Origin of the sequence: Bradyrhizobium cosmicum, assembly GCF_007290395.2 — a bacterium.
Classification (GTDB): Bacteria; Pseudomonadota; Alphaproteobacteria; order Rhizobiales; family Xanthobacteraceae; genus Bradyrhizobium; species Bradyrhizobium cosmicum.
Genome location: NZ_CP041656.2, coordinates 3,524,643 through 3,539,433, shown reverse-complemented (window position 1 = coordinate 3,539,433; position 14,791 = coordinate 3,524,643). Strand labels below are relative to the sequence as shown.

Sequence of the window (14,791 nt, the reverse complement as noted above, 5' to 3'; positions counted from 1 at the left end):
ATTTGACCACAGTAATGATGCGCCCGCGCTTGGTTCGGAGATTTGAGCTCAGCCAAGTGAGTCGGCGTGGACAGCCATGGACATGGCTACGTCGCCAGATACCAATGTCATTCCCCGCGGCAGCGTGCGCGCTCTGGACGGCCGTCGCCTTGCGGCGGTGGGTCAAGGTCCGGTCATCGCAATGACCGGACTTGAACCACGGTGGCGCCTTACGCGTTCCGCATCGCACGGCCGAGCGGATCGACCAGGCGAACGATCTCGCAAGTAGCGACGAGGCCGGCGAGCCAGGCGGCGCTGGTCAGCCCTATGCGCGTCACGATGGCGGCGGTGAAGGCGCCCTCGCCGCCGAGCAACGGCGTCGCGGCAAGCAGCGCAAGCTCATAGACCGCATAGGCGGCGACCAGCGCGAGCGCCAGCATCAGCGGCGTGCGGCCCTGCGGCAGCATGCGCAGGATGCTCGACGCAGCAATGGTCGCGAGAAGCGCAGCCGCGCCGATGACAAGGCCCCAGGCGATGGTGCTGCCATCGATGGGATAGTGCAGCACGCCAAAGCCGATGCTCTGGTTCACGAGCCAGGCGCCGGTGACGACGAGCAGCGCCGGACGCAGCGGCAGCATCGCCGCGGCGACGACGGCGAAAGCCGCGAACGGCGTGGCACAGGCGAACGCGAAGCTTGCCAGCGCGCATGACACTGTCAGCAGCACAAAGCCAAACATCGGCGCGAGGCGCGGCGCAACCGGATGAAGCCGCAGACGGTCGCCGTGAGACGGCAGGATGTCGAGAGCCATGGATGATCTCCTTCTGTTTGAAGCCTAGTGCATTTGAGGGCATATGACAGCCCCACCCGGGGTCAGAACGTGGCGCCGGCCTTGAGCAGGTAAGTGCGGCCGGGCAGCGGATAGGCGCTGAAGCGGCCATCGGTGAAGGTGCTCGCGATCGCATAGTCGTAGTAGAGCGCGTTCAGCACATTGTTGACGCTCAGCGACCAGAAATAGCGTTCGAACTGTCCGCTGAGCTTGAGGTCGATGGTGCCGTTGGCAGGAATCGGCTTCTGCGTTCCTGCCTGGTCGTTGTCCATGCGCCGCTCGCTCCAGAACCGCGCGGTGGCATCGAGCACCACATAGTTCTGCCAGATGTTCCAGGTGACGCCCGCACTGGCGGTGTAGCGCGACACCAGCGGCACGTCGTTGCCGGCCCAGACGCCTTCGCGGAAGACGGCCCGCGTGACCGCCATGGCGGAACGCAGCAGCAGGGCATCGTTGACGCGATATGACAGACTTGTCTCCGAGCCATAGCGGCGGGTCGGATCGAGATTGGTGTTGTAGAACAGGATGGGGTTGAAATGGATCTCGTTGCTGAGGTCCATCAGGTAGAGACTGCTCTGCATCTGCAGCCCGCCTGCCTTGATGCGCAGCCCGCCCTCGACATCCTGCGAGGTCTGGGTCTTGAGCTGGAACGTCTGCGGGATCGCAGCAAAGGTGAAGGGGTCGAACGACGGACCTGACGACACGCGCTCGTCGACGTCGGGCGTGCGGAACGCGCGCGCGGCACGGCCGAACAACGAAACCGTCTCGTTGAGGCGATGCTCGGCACCGAGATGCAGCGCGTATTGGGTCTCATTGCTGCTGAGCGGGAGCGCGCCGATGTCGGCGTTGAACGGAGCTGAGGAATCGAACTTGTCGCGGGCCGACAGGCTGATGGTCTGCACCCGCGCGCCATAGGACAATTCGGTAGTCGGCGCCACGCCCAGTGTGTGCTGGAAATAGCCCGCAACCGTCTGCTGCCTGAGGTCGTAATTGTGCCAGGGCGCGAGCCCCTGCCCGGCACCGCGGTTCTGCTGAAAGCTCGCATCGTAATAGTCGATGCCGGTCAACAGCTGCGACGGCAGTCCCAGCAGCAGGCTCTTCACGCTGAGCCGCGGCGTGATCGACCAGGTCGTCAGATCCGCGTCGACATAGGTCGACGTGAAGAACGCGGGCACCGGCGCTGGGCTCGCAAAGAACGCGCTCTGCTGCTTCTTGTCGCGCACGCCGCCGTCGACGATGAGATCGACGCCGTTGACCAGGGTCTTGGTGAAGCCCGCGGTGGCGCTGAAGCCCTGCTGGTTGGCATAGTTGAAGGGCGTGCTGGTCCCCCTTCGGTTGCTGGCGAGTTCGTCGAGGCCGATGGAGGGATCGACGGTGCGGCCGCCCGGCAACCGCAGTTCCTGATCGTCGCCTGTTACGGTCAGGAAAGCGGTCAGGCCCGATGTCGTGTAGTTGAGATTGCCGACGCCGTTCTTCTGGACATAGCGATTGTTGTCGCGGTAGCCGTCGGTGCTGACGGCGTTGCCGTAGAACGAGGTCGACCACGGCCCGGAATTGAGCGACGTCGAGAAATTGCCAAGCCTGGTGTTGAACGAGCCGAAGCCGGCCTCGATGCGCGCGGCCACCGGCGGTCCGCCGACGCCGTTCCTGGTGACGATGTTGATCACGCCGCCGACCGCATTGTCGCCGTAGAGCACAGCGCCGGAATTGCCGCGCGTGATCTCGACGCGCTCGATTGAATTGAGCGGGATGGTGGAGAGGTCCACCTGCGCCATGTCGATGTCGTTCAGCCGCCGGCCGTTGACCAGCACCAGCGTGTTGGCGGTGGCAAACGCGCCGAAGCCGCGCAAATCGACGCCGGTCTTCGCGGTAACCGGGCCGCCATAAAGCGTCGTGATCTGGGCGCCCGGGACTTGCGCCGCGATGATCTCGGCGAGCGTCTGCGACGGCGCATGTGCGATGTCCGCGGCCGTGATCACGGTCGTGGCGGCCCCGACAATGCCGCCGGTGCCGGCGACGGCCTCACTGGCGGCGCCGGAGGAACCGGCTGCCGGCGCTCCGCTCCGGGCGACCTTCGGGGGCGCACGCCGGCTCGTCGTGTCGCCGTCGCCGGTCGCCCGGGCGCGCGTGCGGTTCGGGTCGTCGGGCCTCGTCACTTCGATCGGCGGCAGTTGCTCGGCGACGGCTTGCTGCGCGCGGGCGAGCGATGGATCGAGCGAGCAAAGAGAAGTGGTCGCGAACAGGCCGGCGCTGAGGCGCCTGGCGGCAGAGACAATACGGGACACAGTTGTAACCTCGGTGTGACGTCAGTGGCACGTCACAGCGAACGAGGTTTCACCGCGGAGCGATGGATTGCTCCGATGAAGCCAATGTCTGTACTCCCCGACCGACATCTTCGCGTGTGACCACGGCTGACGGCAGGTCTCCTGGCTCGCGGGTCGTTACCTCTGCGTCGCCTTCCCGGGACCGAGATTCCCAGTGGCATATGACGAGAGATTCACCGCTTACAGTTGCGGGGGCAGCCATGGCATTGAGACAATCCCGAAAGTTTGGACATTCCCGCACCACGTTCCCTTTTGATCTCCGTGAGGAGAACCGTCACGTAGCAATCTACGAGCCGGACAAGCGGGGAGTCAATCGGCCGGTTGCGTGAGCACCGAAGTCCCGCACCGAGGATTGAGCTGGCGCAATCAGGCCCGTTCGGTTTCAAAGCGCGTCCGCACCGTCGCCCGCTCACCGGCATCGACGAGCTGGCCGATGCCGGTACGGCCCGTCAGCGCGCAGCGGATGATCTTCTCGGCGACCGACCTGCGGAAGCCATGGTCCTCGCCGACGGGGCGATTGCGGCAGATCCGGTCCAGCGCCAGCTTCATGTTGATCCGTGTGCGGGTGTCGAAATGTTCGCTGATCATTCGCACGGCCCTCGATGCGTTGATGTCGAGGCAGAAACGCCCAGGCGTCGCCCGGGTTCCAAAAGGATCAGGCAATGCGCCAGCGCTTACGTCCGCCCTCTTGGACGCAAGGCCTGGGATTGGCCCACGGCCACGTCGTGCGTCGGGATGTCAGCGCGCTTGATCGGCATCAGCTGCCCGGAAGCGGAGATGATGGCGGTCTCCTCGCGGCGGCAGCGCGGGCACATGAAGCGGACCTCGTGCGGAGATGCCGACCAGCCCGCGCGTTTCACATTCGCCGCCATCGGCCAGGCCTCGCAATGCGAGCATGACACCAGAAACCGACCGGGATCGAGCATCCCCATTCCATTGGACTCCGTGTCCTGCCTGCCTGTTCTAATGATGATCCGACGCAATCGTTCCGGTGCCGGGGCACCGTCAGTCCCGTCCCGGGGAATCGAGGCGACTCAGCGCGCACCCTTGAGCGTGCAGGACGTCGAGCAGGTGACGGTGTTGCCGTGGTCGCACGCCTTGCAGGCCGCAACGCACTGGTTGATGTCGCGGGGATTGTAGGAGGTGTAGGTCCGCATCGCGCAGACCGGAGTCGAGCCGGTGATGTCCTGCTCCTGGTTGCAGGCCGCTGTCATCAGCGTGAGCACGATCACCGCAAGGAGGCGCATGGGAGGGCCCTGTGAGGCATGATCAAACGATATCCGCGAGTCGCGTTGCATTGCAACGAGCCGCGGCATTCCCACAGCGGAGCAGCCCAGCAAGCGTCTCCACGCCTCAAGGATGCGTGCCAAACGTTAAAAACGGCTTTCAGCCGCGCGGCCCCGCGATGGTTCCACCCATCATGCAGCGGTTTGCATGTCCGAGGCTGACGTCGAAGATCGACCTCAAGCCGCAGCCTTGGTCGCAATCGCCTGCCGCAGATCGATCGCCAACTGGCGATACTGCTCCGCCAACTTCAGATAGAACTCGCGCTTGGTGCTGTCGGTGGCGAGCTTGGTGATCAACTCGCATTCGGCGGTGAGCGTCTCGAACCGTTCCAGCCTGTCCTCAAGATCTGTCATCGGCGTATCCCCATCAAACGCCTCAAGGACGGCAAACCTAAGCCCGGGAAATAGGTCACGGCGAACATCGTTATGGAGTAGAATGAATTTTCGTCGGTGAAGGCGGCGTGGAGACACCGCCGCAACCGCTTACTTCTGCTCCAGCCGCCAAGCACCGTCCCACCCCTCGTCCGGCGGGCTGGCTTCGAATTGCGCGATGCGGGCGAGCAGCGTGCGCGACGGGCCGTCGCCGGGGACGGCTTCCAGCGCCGCGTTGAACGCGGCGCGAGCCTCGTCGAAGCGGCGGGCGCGATAGGCGGCGAGGCCTTCCGCATAGCGCGCGCGCAGGGTCTCCTGCGGCACGCTGAGCCCGTGCGCCTTGCTCATCACTTCGAAAATGGCTTGCGGCACGCTCTGGCCGGCGACCGTCAGGCGATCGATCTCACGCAGCTCGCAGGCCGTGCCGATCGCCTCCGCCGTCGCCTGCGAGATCAGGATACGGGTGCCGTAGGTCTTGTTGACGGCTTCCAGGCGCGAGGCGAGGTTCACGGCGTCGCCCATCACCGTAAAGCTCATCATCAGCTCGGAGCCGATGCTGCCGGTCAGGACCTCGCCGGTGGCAATGCCGATCCGCAGATCGCACGGCGCCGGCATGGCGCGGATGCCGAGCAGGTCGGGCAATTGCTTCTGCAGCGCGGGCACCTGGTCGGCCATGTCGATGGCGGCGAAGCAGGCGAGCAGCGCCGGCTCGTCCTCCTCGATGAAGGGCGGGCCCCAATAGGCCATGATGGCGTCGCCGATATATTTGTCGATCACGCCGCGGTGCGTCCTGATCGGAGCGGACATCACCGTGAAGTAGTGGTTCATCACCTTGACGAGGCCGCGCGGGGTCATGCCCTCGCTCATCGAGGTGAAGCCGCTCATGTCGGAGAACATGATGGTCATCACCCGGCGCTGGCCGTCGATGGCGACCTCGGGCCGGTCGATCAGGCCCTGCACCACCTTGGGATCGATGTAGCGGCCAAAGGTCTCGCGAATGCGCTCGTTCTGACGCAACTGCTCGATCATGCGGTTGAAGGCGGCGGCGAGTTCGCCGATCTCGTCCGTGGTCGAGACCGTGATGGTCTTGTCGAAGCGGCCCGCCTCGACCTCGCGGGTGCCGGCAAGCAGCAGTCGCACCGGCCGCGTGATGCCGCTGGAGACGAGCAGCGCAAACGCAAATCCGACCACCGCCGCAAGCACGGTCACGATGCCGGAGATGATGATCGCCTGCCTCTGGCGGCTGATCACCTGCGAGGTCGAGAAGAAGACCTGCGTCAGCATGTCGGCGCGGATAGCATCGATCCTCTGGTTGAACGCATCGCGCAGCGCGTCGAGCTGTTCCAGCGTGCCGCGGGCCTCGGCCATGTCCTTGGCCTCGATCTGCTTGAGCAGCTTGGCATTGCCGTCGTCAAGATTGCGCCGCAGCTCGGTGACAGCGCCTTCGATGCGGACGTCGAGCCTTGCCAGCGCGGCATTGTCGGAATAAGTGCTGGGGTCGTCGATGATGGCGTTGATGAGCTTGCGCGCGGTCTCGGCCTCTTCCTCGAACTTGCGATCCAATCCCTCGAAGTCGCGAAGCCGCGCGGCATAGGCCTCCTCGTCCGACGGCGACCCCATCCTGGTCATGACCATTCGCCGCAGCGCCAGCGCCCGCTCCAGCGAGCGGATATTGGCACGGGCCAGATGACTATAGGCTGGGATGTATCGGTTGCTCAGCTCGCCCAGGAGGACACCGACCTGGCTCGACATCACCATCGACAGGATCGAGGTGACGAGCATCAGGACGATCAATCCGAGGGCGATGCCGACGATCTTGCGCCGGATCGACTGGTTGAAAAGCGGCATGAGGGCGGGGCAAACGCTGAAAGGAGGGTCCAGGGAACTCATTACACCGGATTTCGCCGCGGGAACACGCGCAATCTGGCCATTCGCGACGCCGCGGTCGTACGCAACCGTCGCGAGAGCCCCACTCGTTAACAAAGGTTAAAAACCACCACCTTTTGCGATTTCGGAAGTTCCAGAGTTCCCATCTGTATTTTGCCGCATTGTTGCGTGAGCGTGAGGAATGCGAAACGATGCCGTGGCATCGTCTGGTTGTCGTTTGATTCTCGAGCCGCATGTCGTCGCGGACTTTGGTTTGTACTGGTTTCGCAGGGGGACCACGCAATGAACCAGTGCCTACGCTCGCTCGCGTGTGTCGTTGCTGTGGCCGCGATGGCCCTCCTCCCCGCCGAGCTGGCGGCGAAGAGCAGTCACAAATCGTCCGCGTCGAAGAAGACACATGAGGCGAAAGCCGGCAAGCAGCGTCACGCTGCGGCGAAGTCGCGCCATGGCAGGCATGCCGAGGCCAAGCGCAAGTCGAACAAGCAGGACAACGAGGTCTCGGACAAGCCGATGCTGCCGCCGCTGACCGGCGATCTCGCCGCGCTGAAGGACGCCATCGATCTCGCGCGCAAGGGCAAGACCGACGACGCGAGCGCGGCGCGCGACCGCATTGCCGATCCCGCCGGGGCGAAGCTCGCCGACTGGTTCATCCTGCGCCATTCCGAGAGCACCGCGAATTTCAAGCGCTACGCGGCCTTTCTCGCCGCCAATCCGGACTGGCCGAGCAGTGCCCTGCTCCGCCGCCGCGCCGAGGCGCGGCTGTGGCAGGAGAAGAGCGATGCGGCCACCGTGCACAAATTCACCATGGACCGGCCGACCAGCGCCAAGGGCAAGTTCGCGCTCGCCCGCGTACTGCTCGCTGAAGGTGACAGCGACAGAGCCGCGCGTCTCGTTCGCGAGGCCTGGCGCACCGACGAGTTGTCGGAGCGCAGCGAGGAGGATTCTTACGAAGCGTTCCGCGATCTGCTGACTGCAGACGACCATCGCGCCCGCATGGACAAGCGCCTCGGCGCCAAGGACTATGCCGGTGCACGGCGCGCCGCAAAACGGCTCGGCGAGGATGCGCTCGCGATCGTGAAGGCCTGCGCCGCGGTCAGCGGCAAGGCCAGCAAGGCCAAGGACTATCTCGAGGACGTCTCGACCGAAGCGCGCCGCGATCTCGGCTACGTGCTGTGCCGCGCGCAATGGCACCTCCAGAACGACCGCATCGACGACGCCGCCGAGGTGATACTGGCCGCCGCGCCCGACACGATGGCGGCGCAGGACACCGACGCCTGGTGGCGCGAGCGCCGCCTGCTCGCGCGCAAACTGCTCGACCAGGGCAAGTCCAGGACGGCTTACGACGTGGTGCGCACGGCGGCCATCCCGGCGATGGAGGTCTACCGGGTAGACCATCACTTCATGTGCGGCTGGATCGCGCTGCGCTATCTCGACGATCCCAGGACGGCGATGATGCACTTTGCCGCGATCGACGAAGGCTCCGCCAATCCGCTCGCGCTGTCGCGCGCGCATTATTGGCGCGGCCGCGCGGCCGAGGCGATGAATGCAATGGCGGACGCGCGCCTGAGCTATCAGGCCGCGGCGCGCTATCCGACCGCCTATTACGGCCAGCTGGCCCGCGCGAAGCTTGGCCTTGACCGCATCGAGCTGCGTCCGCCCTCGCCCGTGCTGGCCGCGGCCGACACCCCGCCCTCGGACGAGCGCGTGCGCGCCGCCGAGATGCTCTACGGCATCGGCGAACGCGACATGGTGTTCTATTACGCCGAGGATTTCGCCAAGGAGAGTACCGACGTCGCGGCGCTCGAAGCGCTCGGCGAACTGGCCAGCCGGCGCAACGATGCGCGCGTGATGCTAGAGGTCGGCAAGTCGGCGCTGGCGCGCGGGCTGGCGCTCGACCATTACGCCTTCCCGACCATCGGCATCCCCGAGCACAAGCAGGTCGCGCCCGCGATCGAGACCAGCGTGATCTATTCGGTGGCGCGCACCGAAAGCTCGTTCGACCAGCGCGACAAGTCGCCCGCCAACGCCGTCGGCCTGATGCAGGTAACGCCGGAAGCGGGCCGCGATACCGCAAAGCGCTTCGGCCTGACCTATGACTGGGACAAGATGGTTTCCGATCCCGTCTACAACACCCAGATGGGCGCGGCCGAGCTGAGCGCACTCCTGTCGGAATATCGCGGCAACCAGATCATGACCTTCGCCGGCTACAATGCCGGCCGCGGCCGCGTGCGCGAATGGGTGCAGGCGCGCGGCGACCCCAGGGATCCCAAGGTCGATCCGGTCGACTGGGTCGAGCGCATCCCACTCTCGGAGACCCGCAACTACGTCCAGCGCGTGATCGAGAACGTGCTGGTCTACCGGGCGCGGTTCGAGGGCAGCGGCGTGGTCGCCGGCAAGAGCGACCAGCGCGTGGTGGCGAAGGATGCCGCTGCGGTGGCGACGCCGGTGGGGTTTATGGGATCGGAGTAGCGCACCAGCACCTGCGCTCAATCCACCTTGATGTTCGCCGCTTTGATGATCGGCCACCATTTGGCGATCTCGGCCTTCTGGCGCGTGCCGAGCGCTTCGGGGGTGAGCTGGTTCTGCGGGGTCATCTCCAGCCCCTGGCTTTCGAGCTGCTTCTTCACGGCGGGATCGCTCAGCGCTTCCACGGCTGCGGCATTGAGCCTGGTGACGATCTCCTTCGGCGTGCCCTTGGGCACCCACAGGCCAGACCACAGCGTCATGTTGAAGCCCTTGAGCCCGGCTTCCTCCGCGGTCGGAATGTCGGGCGCCGAGGCCAGGCGCTTGTCGTCGGTGATAGCGTAGGCGCGGATGGTGCCGGCGCGGACCTGGTTGATGGAGTTGGAGGTCTGGTCGACGATGACGTCGATCTGTCCCGCGATGAGGTCGTTCAGCGCAGGCGCAGTGCCGCGATACGGCACGTATTGCAGCTTCACGCCCGAGACGCTCTCGAAATAGACGCCGGCGATGTGGCTGCCGGAGCCTGCACCGGCAGTGCCTGCGGTCGGCGATGACGGCCGCGACTTCAGCCATTCGATCAGCTCTTTCAGCGACGTCGCAGGCACCGCGTTCTTGCTGACGACGATCATCGGGTTGCTCGGCAGCAGCACCACCGGTTCGAGATCGGCGACGAGGTCGTAATTGAGCTTGTAGACGGCGCCGTTGGCGACATGGGTGCCGAGATGGCCGAACGAGATGGTGTAGCCGTCAGGCGGCGAATGCACCGCGCGGCCGACGCCGATCGAGCCACCCGCGCCGGTGACGTTCTCGATCACCAGCGGCTGACCGAGCGACGTCCGCATCCGCTCGGCGAGCACGCGCGCCATCGCATCGGACGGGCCACCGGCCGCGAAGGGCACGATGATTGTGATGGGACGTGAGGGATAGTCGTCGGCGCGCACGGCGCCGGTAAACGTGACAATGCCGATCAGCGCAGCCCAGGCGGCCTTCTTCATTGTTTTCTCCCAGCGATGTTCTTTGTTTTTCTTTACCTCGCCCCGCTTGCGGGGAGAGGTCGAATGGTGCGGCATTCGGATGAGGGGGAGTCTCCGCGGACCCAACTGTCGCCGCTCCCGCGGAGACTCCCCTCACCCCGCCCCTCCCAGCGCGAGCGAAGCTCGTCGCGCCCCCGCAAGCGAGGCGAGGGAGAAGACTAGAACTGCGTGTAATCGATCGGCTTGTGGCGGTCGAGCGTCCGGGTGACCGGCGGCAGGGGGTATTTCAGGCCGGTGGCGCAGTTGAACAGCATCACGCGATCGGTCTTGCTGACGCGGCCATCGGCGAGGCTGTCCTTGTAGGCGGCGTAGGTCGCGGCGCCCTCGGGACACAGCAGCAGCCCCTCCTCGCGCGCGACCTCGTTCAGCGCAGCCGAGATCTTGTCGTCATCGACCGCGATCGCAAAGCCATTGCTCTGCCGCACCGCGCGCAAAATCAGGAAATCGCCGATCGCCTGCGGCACGCGAATGCCCGAGGCGATGGTGTGGGCGTCCTCCCAGCGCGTCGCATGCTCTGTGCCGGCCTCATAGGCGCGCACCATCGGCGCGCAGCCGGACGCCTGCACCGCGACCATGCGCGGGCGCTTGCTGCCGATGAAGCCGATCTTTTCCAGCTCGTCGAAGGCCTTCCACATGCCGATCAGGCCGGTGCCGCCGCCGGTCGGGTAGAAGATCACGTCGGGCACGTCCCAGTCGAGCTGCTCGGCGAGCTCCAGGCCCATCGTCTTCTTGCCTTCGATGCGGTACGGCTCCTTCAGCGTGGAGGTGTCGAACCAGCCGACCTTGGCCTTGCCCTCGCCGACGATCTTGCCGCAATCGTCGATATAGCCGTTGACGCGGTAGACGGTCGCGCCCTGCAGTTCGATCTCGCTGACGTTCACTTCGGGCGTGTCGGCCGGGCAGAAGATCGTGGTCTTGATGCCGCAGGAGGTCGCATAGGCGGCGAGCGCCGCACCGGCATTGCCATTGGTCGGCATCGCCATGTGCTTGATGCCGAGCGCCTTGCCCATCGACACCGCCATCACGAGGCCGCGCGCCTTGAACGAGCCGGTCGGCAGGCGTCCCTCGTCTTTCACGATGATCTCACCGCCGCCGAGCTTTTTCCCGAGCTTGGGCAGCCGGATCAGCGGCGTGGTGACTTCGCCGAGCGAGACGATGTCCTTGCATTTGCGCACCGGCAGCAGCTCGCGGTAGCGCCACATGTCGGCGGGGCGCTGCGCGAGCGCGTCCTTGGTCAGCGCCTTCTTCACGCCGGCGAGGTCGTAGCGCACCAGCAGCGGCTTGCCGGCCTTGGAGAGGTTGTGGACCTGGTCAGCGGCGTAGTGATCGCCCTCCATCGCGCATTCGAGATGGGTGACGAAGGTCGGGCGTTCGATGGTGAGGTTGTCGTTGTCGTGCATGGGGTGATTTCCTTCTTGTTTTGCAAACGGCTCTCTCGGCCCGTCATTGCGAGCGAAGCGAAGCAATCCAGAATCTTTCCGCGGAGACAGTCTGGATTGCTTCGCTTCGCTCGCAATGACGGCGGCGAAGATGGTCAAATATTCAGCACCCTTCCATACGCATCGAGCACGGCTTCCTTCATCATCTCCGACAAGGTCGGATGCGGGAACACCGTGTGCATCAGCTCTTCTTCCGTGGTCTCCAGGTTCATGGCGACGACGTAGCCCTGGATCAGCTCGGTGACTTCAGCGCCGACCATGTGGGCGCCGAGAAGCTGTCCGGTCTTCTTGTCGAAGATCACCTTGACGAGGCCCTGGTCCTCGCCGAGCGCGATCGCCTTGCCGTTGCCGACGAAGGGGAAGCGGCCGACGCGGATCTCGCGGCCCCCCTCCTTGGCCTTGGCTTCGGTCAGACCGACCGAGGCGACCTGCGGATTGCAGTAGGTGCAACCAGGAATCAGGAGCTTGTCCATGGGATGCGGATGCAGGCCCTTGATGGCCTCGACGCAGACGACGCCTTCATGCTCGGCCTTGTGCGCGAGCATCGGGGGCCCCGCGACGTCGCCGATGGCATAGATGCCCGGCACGTTGGTCTTGCCGTAGCCGTCGATCACGATGCAGCCGCGGTCCGTCTTCACCCCGAGCTTTTCAAGGCCGAGATTCTCGATGTTGCCGACGACGCCGACCGCCGAGATCACGCGCTCGAACTCGGTGGTGACGGGCTTGCCCTTGCCGTCGTCGATGGTGGCGACGACGCTGTCGGCTTTCTTTTCGAGCTTGGTCACCTTGGTCGAGGACATGATCTTGATGCCCTGCTTCTCCAGGCGCTTGCGCGCGAGGCCCGCGATCTCGGCGTCCTCGACCGGGAGGATCTGCGGCAGGACCTCGACCACAGTGACGTCGCTTCGCATCGTGCGGAAGAACGAGGCGAACTCGATGCCGATCGCACCGGAGCCGACGACCAGCAGCGACTTCGGCATCTTCTCCGGCACCATCGCCTCGAAATAGGTCCAGATCAGCTTCTTGTCGGGTTCGAGCCCCGGCAGCACGCGGGGCCGCGCGCCGGTCGCAACAATGATGTGCTTGGCCTGGTAGCTCCCCTCGCCCAGCGCGCCCTTCGGCGCCTCGGCGTCGGATTTCTTCACGGTAACCTTGCCGGGCGCGTCGATCGAGGCGGCGCCCCAGATCACGCTGACCTTGTTCTTCTTCATCAGGAAGCCGACGCCGTCGTTCAGCCGCTTCGAGACGCCGCGCGAGCGTTGGACCACCGCCTTCGGATCGAACGAGATGTTGTCCGCCGACAGACCGTAATCCTTGGCATGCTGCATGTAGTGGTAGATCTCGGCCGAGCGAAGCAGCGCCTTGGTCGGGATGCAGCCCCAGTTCAGGCAGATGCCGCCGAGATAGGATTTCTCGACGATCGCGGTCTTGAAGCCGAGCTGGGCGGCCCGGATCGCGGCAACGTAGCCGCCGGGGCCGGAGCCGATGATGATGACGTCGAAGGATGTGTCGGCCATAGCGGCTCCCGTTCAACTCAAGACTTAACGCCGCGTGCACGGCGCCTGAAGACAACAAACCTGACCAGCCATTCGACGATCCCGAGCAGGATCACGACGGCCAGCGCGCTCAACACGATGGGTCGAGCGATATTCCGCGATAGTTGCTCCCCGGACAGGAAGGCGGACTGAAGAAAATCCAGCCCGATCGGATTGAGCGCGACGAGGGCTCCGAGCAACAGCGATATCCATGGCCATCGGGTACGGACATGCAAAATTGCCCCCTCCGCCGCCGCGTCAGACCATCATCATGACAGGGTTTTCGATCAGCTGCTTGAACGCCCCGATCAGCTCGGCGCCGAGCGCGCCGTCGATGGCGCGGTGATCGCAGGACAGGGTCACACTCATCATGTGCGCGATCTCGATCTTGCCGCCGCGGACGACGGGACGCTCCTCGCTGGTGCCGACCGCCAGGATGGTCGCATGCGGCGGATTGATCACGGCGGTGAAGTGGCTGATGCCGTACATGCCGAGGTTCGAGACGGCGGTGGTGCCGCCCTGATATTCCTCGGGCTTCAATTTGCGGGAACGCGCGCGCGCGGCAAAATCCTTCATCTCGTTGGAGATGGTCGAGAGCGTCTTGGTCTCGGCCTTGCGGATGATCGGCGTGATCAGGCCGCCGGGCATCGCCACGGCGACGCCGACGTCGGAATGGTGGTGCTTGACCATGCCGCTTTCGGTCCAGCTCACATTGCAGTTCGGGATCTTTTGCAGCGCCACCGCCATCGCCTTGATGACGAAGTCGTTGACCGAGATCTTGTAGAGCGGCTTCTTCTCCTTGTCCTTTGGAGCAGCCGCATTGATCTCCTCGCGCGCGGCGAGCAGCTTGCCGATATCGCAGTCGATGGTGAGGTAGAAGTGCGGGACGTTCTGGATCGACGCGGTCAGGCGCTGCGCGATGGTGCGGCGCATGCCGTCATGCGGGATGATCTCGTAGGAGCCGGGCTCGAACAGCGACAGGATCTGCTTGTCCGACATGGTCGGCGCGATTCCAGGCGCACCGCCGGACGGTGCCGCCGCGGGCGCCTTGAGGCCCTTGCCGGACTTGGCCTGCTCCACGTCGCGGGCGACCACGCGGCCGTGCGGGCCCGTGCCTGATACCATCGACACATCGATGCCGGCATCCTTGGCGAGACGGCGGGCGAGCGGCGACGAGAACACGCGGCCGCCATGGCCGTTGCTCTGCGCGGCGGGAGCCGCGGCCTGCGGTGCCGGAGCAGCGGGCGGCGGGGCAGCCTTGGGGGCAGCAGGCGCAGCGGCCGGAGCCGGCGCAGCAGCGGGAGCCTCGGCAGCCTTCTCGGGAGCTTTCGGCGGCGCCGCCGAAGCGCTGGGCTTGGCGCTGCTTGCCGCCTTCACGTCCTCGCCCTCGCCGGCGAGCACCGCGATCACGTCGTTGACCGGGACGTCCTGCGTACCCTCGGGCACGAGGATCTTGGCGATCGTGCCCTCGTCGATGGCCTCGACCTCCATGGTCGCCTTGTCGGTCTCGATCTCGGCGATGACGTCGCCGGATTTGACCTTGTCGCCTTCCTTCTTCAGCCACTTGGCGAGGTTGCCCTTCTCCATCGTCGGCGAGAGAGCGGGCATCAGGATGTTGATGGGCATGCTGACCTCAAGACAAACT

The 14,791-nt window shown here is 65.2% G+C and carries 13 protein-coding genes and 1 riboswitch; of the genes, 1 reads left to right on the top strand and 12 read right to left on the bottom strand.

Translation table 11 applies throughout. From position 1 onward, the window contains the following. Nucleotides 1-209: 209 nt before the first annotated feature. From FNV92_RS17035 to FNV92_RS17005, 7 genes are all read right to left on the bottom strand, one after another. Nucleotides 210-788: a hypothetical protein gene (locus FNV92_RS17035; RefSeq protein ID WP_143845592.1), complete on the bottom strand. Its 579-nt coding sequence runs from the start codon at nucleotides 786-788 to the stop codon at nucleotides 210-212. A 62-nt stretch (nucleotides 789-850) separates the two neighbouring features. Beyond that, the gene (locus tag FNV92_RS17030) at nucleotides 851-3,091 is read right to left on the bottom strand and encodes a TonB-dependent receptor (RefSeq protein ID WP_143845593.1); all 2,241 of its coding nucleotides are present in this window, start codon (nucleotides 3,089-3,091) and stop codon (nucleotides 851-853) included. Between the two features lie 114 nt (nucleotides 3,092-3,205). Further along, nucleotides 3,206-3,421: riboswitch (cobalamin riboswitch) on the bottom strand. A 75-nt stretch (nucleotides 3,422-3,496) separates the two neighbouring features. Further along, the gene (locus tag FNV92_RS17025; RefSeq protein ID WP_015685891.1) at nucleotides 3,497-3,718 is read right to left on the bottom strand and encodes a hypothetical protein; all 222 of its coding nucleotides are present in this window, start codon (nucleotides 3,716-3,718) and stop codon (nucleotides 3,497-3,499) included. A gap of 86 nt (nucleotides 3,719-3,804) precedes the next feature. Then, entirely contained in the window at nucleotides 3,805-4,062 is a 258-nt protein-coding gene (locus FNV92_RS17020) for a hypothetical protein (protein ID WP_143845594.1), read from the bottom strand. A gap of 102 nt (nucleotides 4,063-4,164) precedes the next feature. Then, a complete protein-coding gene (locus tag FNV92_RS17015) occupies nucleotides 4,165-4,377 on the bottom strand; it encodes a hypothetical protein (RefSeq protein WP_143845595.1) in 213 nt (70 codons plus the stop codon). Between the two features lie 216 nt (nucleotides 4,378-4,593). Beyond that, on the bottom strand, nucleotides 4,594-4,770 hold the full coding sequence (locus FNV92_RS17010) for a hypothetical protein (protein WP_168213678.1): 177 nt from the start codon (nucleotides 4,768-4,770) through the stop codon (nucleotides 4,594-4,596). A gap of 129 nt (nucleotides 4,771-4,899) precedes the next feature. Then, nucleotides 4,900-6,636: an adenylate/guanylate cyclase domain-containing protein gene (locus tag FNV92_RS17005; protein ID WP_168213679.1), complete on the bottom strand. Its 1,737-nt coding sequence runs from the start codon at nucleotides 6,634-6,636 to the stop codon at nucleotides 4,900-4,902. Between the two features lie 321 nt (nucleotides 6,637-6,957). Here FNV92_RS17005 and FNV92_RS17000 point away from each other — a divergent pair, with 321 nt between their 5' ends. Beyond that, nucleotides 6,958-9,144 (top strand): lytic transglycosylase domain-containing protein, encoded by a 2,187-nt coding sequence (locus tag FNV92_RS17000; RefSeq protein ID WP_143845597.1) that lies wholly within the window; start codon nucleotides 6,958-6,960, stop codon nucleotides 9,142-9,144. A 17-nt stretch (nucleotides 9,145-9,161) separates the two neighbouring features. Here the strand turns inward: FNV92_RS17000 and FNV92_RS16995 are convergent, their stop codons facing one another. The 5 genes from FNV92_RS16995 to FNV92_RS16975 form a co-directional block, all read right to left on the bottom strand. Then, nucleotides 9,162-10,133, bottom strand: a complete 972-nt coding sequence (locus FNV92_RS16995; protein ID WP_168213680.1) for a tripartite tricarboxylate transporter substrate binding protein BugD — start codon at nucleotides 10,131-10,133, stop codon at nucleotides 9,162-9,164. Nucleotides 10,134-10,330: 197 nt separating this feature from the next. After that, on the bottom strand, nucleotides 10,331-11,572 hold the full coding sequence (locus FNV92_RS16990) for a threonine synthase (protein ID WP_015685884.1): 1,242 nt from the start codon (nucleotides 11,570-11,572) through the stop codon (nucleotides 10,331-10,333). Nucleotides 11,573-11,706: 134 nt separating this feature from the next. Further along, nucleotides 11,707-13,128, bottom strand: coding sequence for a dihydrolipoyl dehydrogenase (gene lpdA, locus FNV92_RS16985; protein ID WP_143845599.1), 1,422 nt, complete (start codon nucleotides 13,126-13,128; stop codon nucleotides 11,707-11,709). A 17-nt stretch (nucleotides 13,129-13,145) separates the two neighbouring features. Continuing rightward, nucleotides 13,146-13,346: a hypothetical protein gene (locus FNV92_RS16980; protein WP_143845600.1), complete on the bottom strand. Its 201-nt coding sequence runs from the start codon at nucleotides 13,344-13,346 to the stop codon at nucleotides 13,146-13,148. A 58-nt stretch (nucleotides 13,347-13,404) separates the two neighbouring features. Beyond that, a complete protein-coding gene (locus FNV92_RS16975) occupies nucleotides 13,405-14,772 on the bottom strand; it encodes a pyruvate dehydrogenase complex dihydrolipoamide acetyltransferase (RefSeq protein WP_015685881.1) in 1,368 nt (455 codons plus the stop codon). Nucleotides 14,773-14,791 lie beyond the last annotated feature (19 nt).

Coding starts and splice junctions, on each gene's coding strand:
- FNV92_RS17035 (WP_143845592.1), bottom strand. CDS start 788: ATGGCTCTCGACATCCTGCCGTCTCACGGCGACCGTCTGCGGCTTCAT.
- FNV92_RS17025 (WP_015685891.1), bottom strand. CDS start 3,718: ATGATCAGCGAACATTTCGACACCCGCACACGGATCAACATGAAGCTG.
- FNV92_RS17020 (WP_143845594.1), bottom strand. CDS start 4,062: ATGGGGATGCTCGATCCCGGTCGGTTTCTGGTGTCATGCTCGCATTGC.
- FNV92_RS17015 (WP_143845595.1), bottom strand. CDS start 4,377: ATGCGCCTCCTTGCGGTGATCGTGCTCACGCTGATGACAGCGGCCTGC.
- FNV92_RS17010 (WP_168213678.1), bottom strand. CDS start 4,770: ATGACAGATCTTGAGGACAGGCTGGAACGGTTCGAGACGCTCACCGCC.
- FNV92_RS17005 (WP_168213679.1), bottom strand. CDS start 6,636: ATGCCGCTTTTCAACCAGTCGATCCGGCGCAAGATCGTCGGCATCGCC.
- FNV92_RS17000 (WP_143845597.1), top strand. CDS start 6,958: ATGAACCAGTGCCTACGCTCGCTCGCGTGTGTCGTTGCTGTGGCCGCG.
- FNV92_RS16995 (WP_168213680.1), bottom strand. CDS start 10,133: ATGAAGAAGGCCGCCTGGGCTGCGCTGATCGGCATTGTCACGTTTACC.
- FNV92_RS16990 (WP_015685884.1), bottom strand. CDS start 11,572: ATGCACGACAACGACAACCTCACCATCGAACGCCCGACCTTCGTCACC.
- lpdA (WP_143845599.1), bottom strand. CDS start 13,128: ATGGCCGACACATCCTTCGACGTCATCATCATCGGCTCCGGCCCCGGC.
- FNV92_RS16975 (WP_015685881.1), bottom strand. CDS start 14,772: ATGCCCATCAACATCCTGATGCCCGCTCTCTCGCCGACGATGGAGAAG.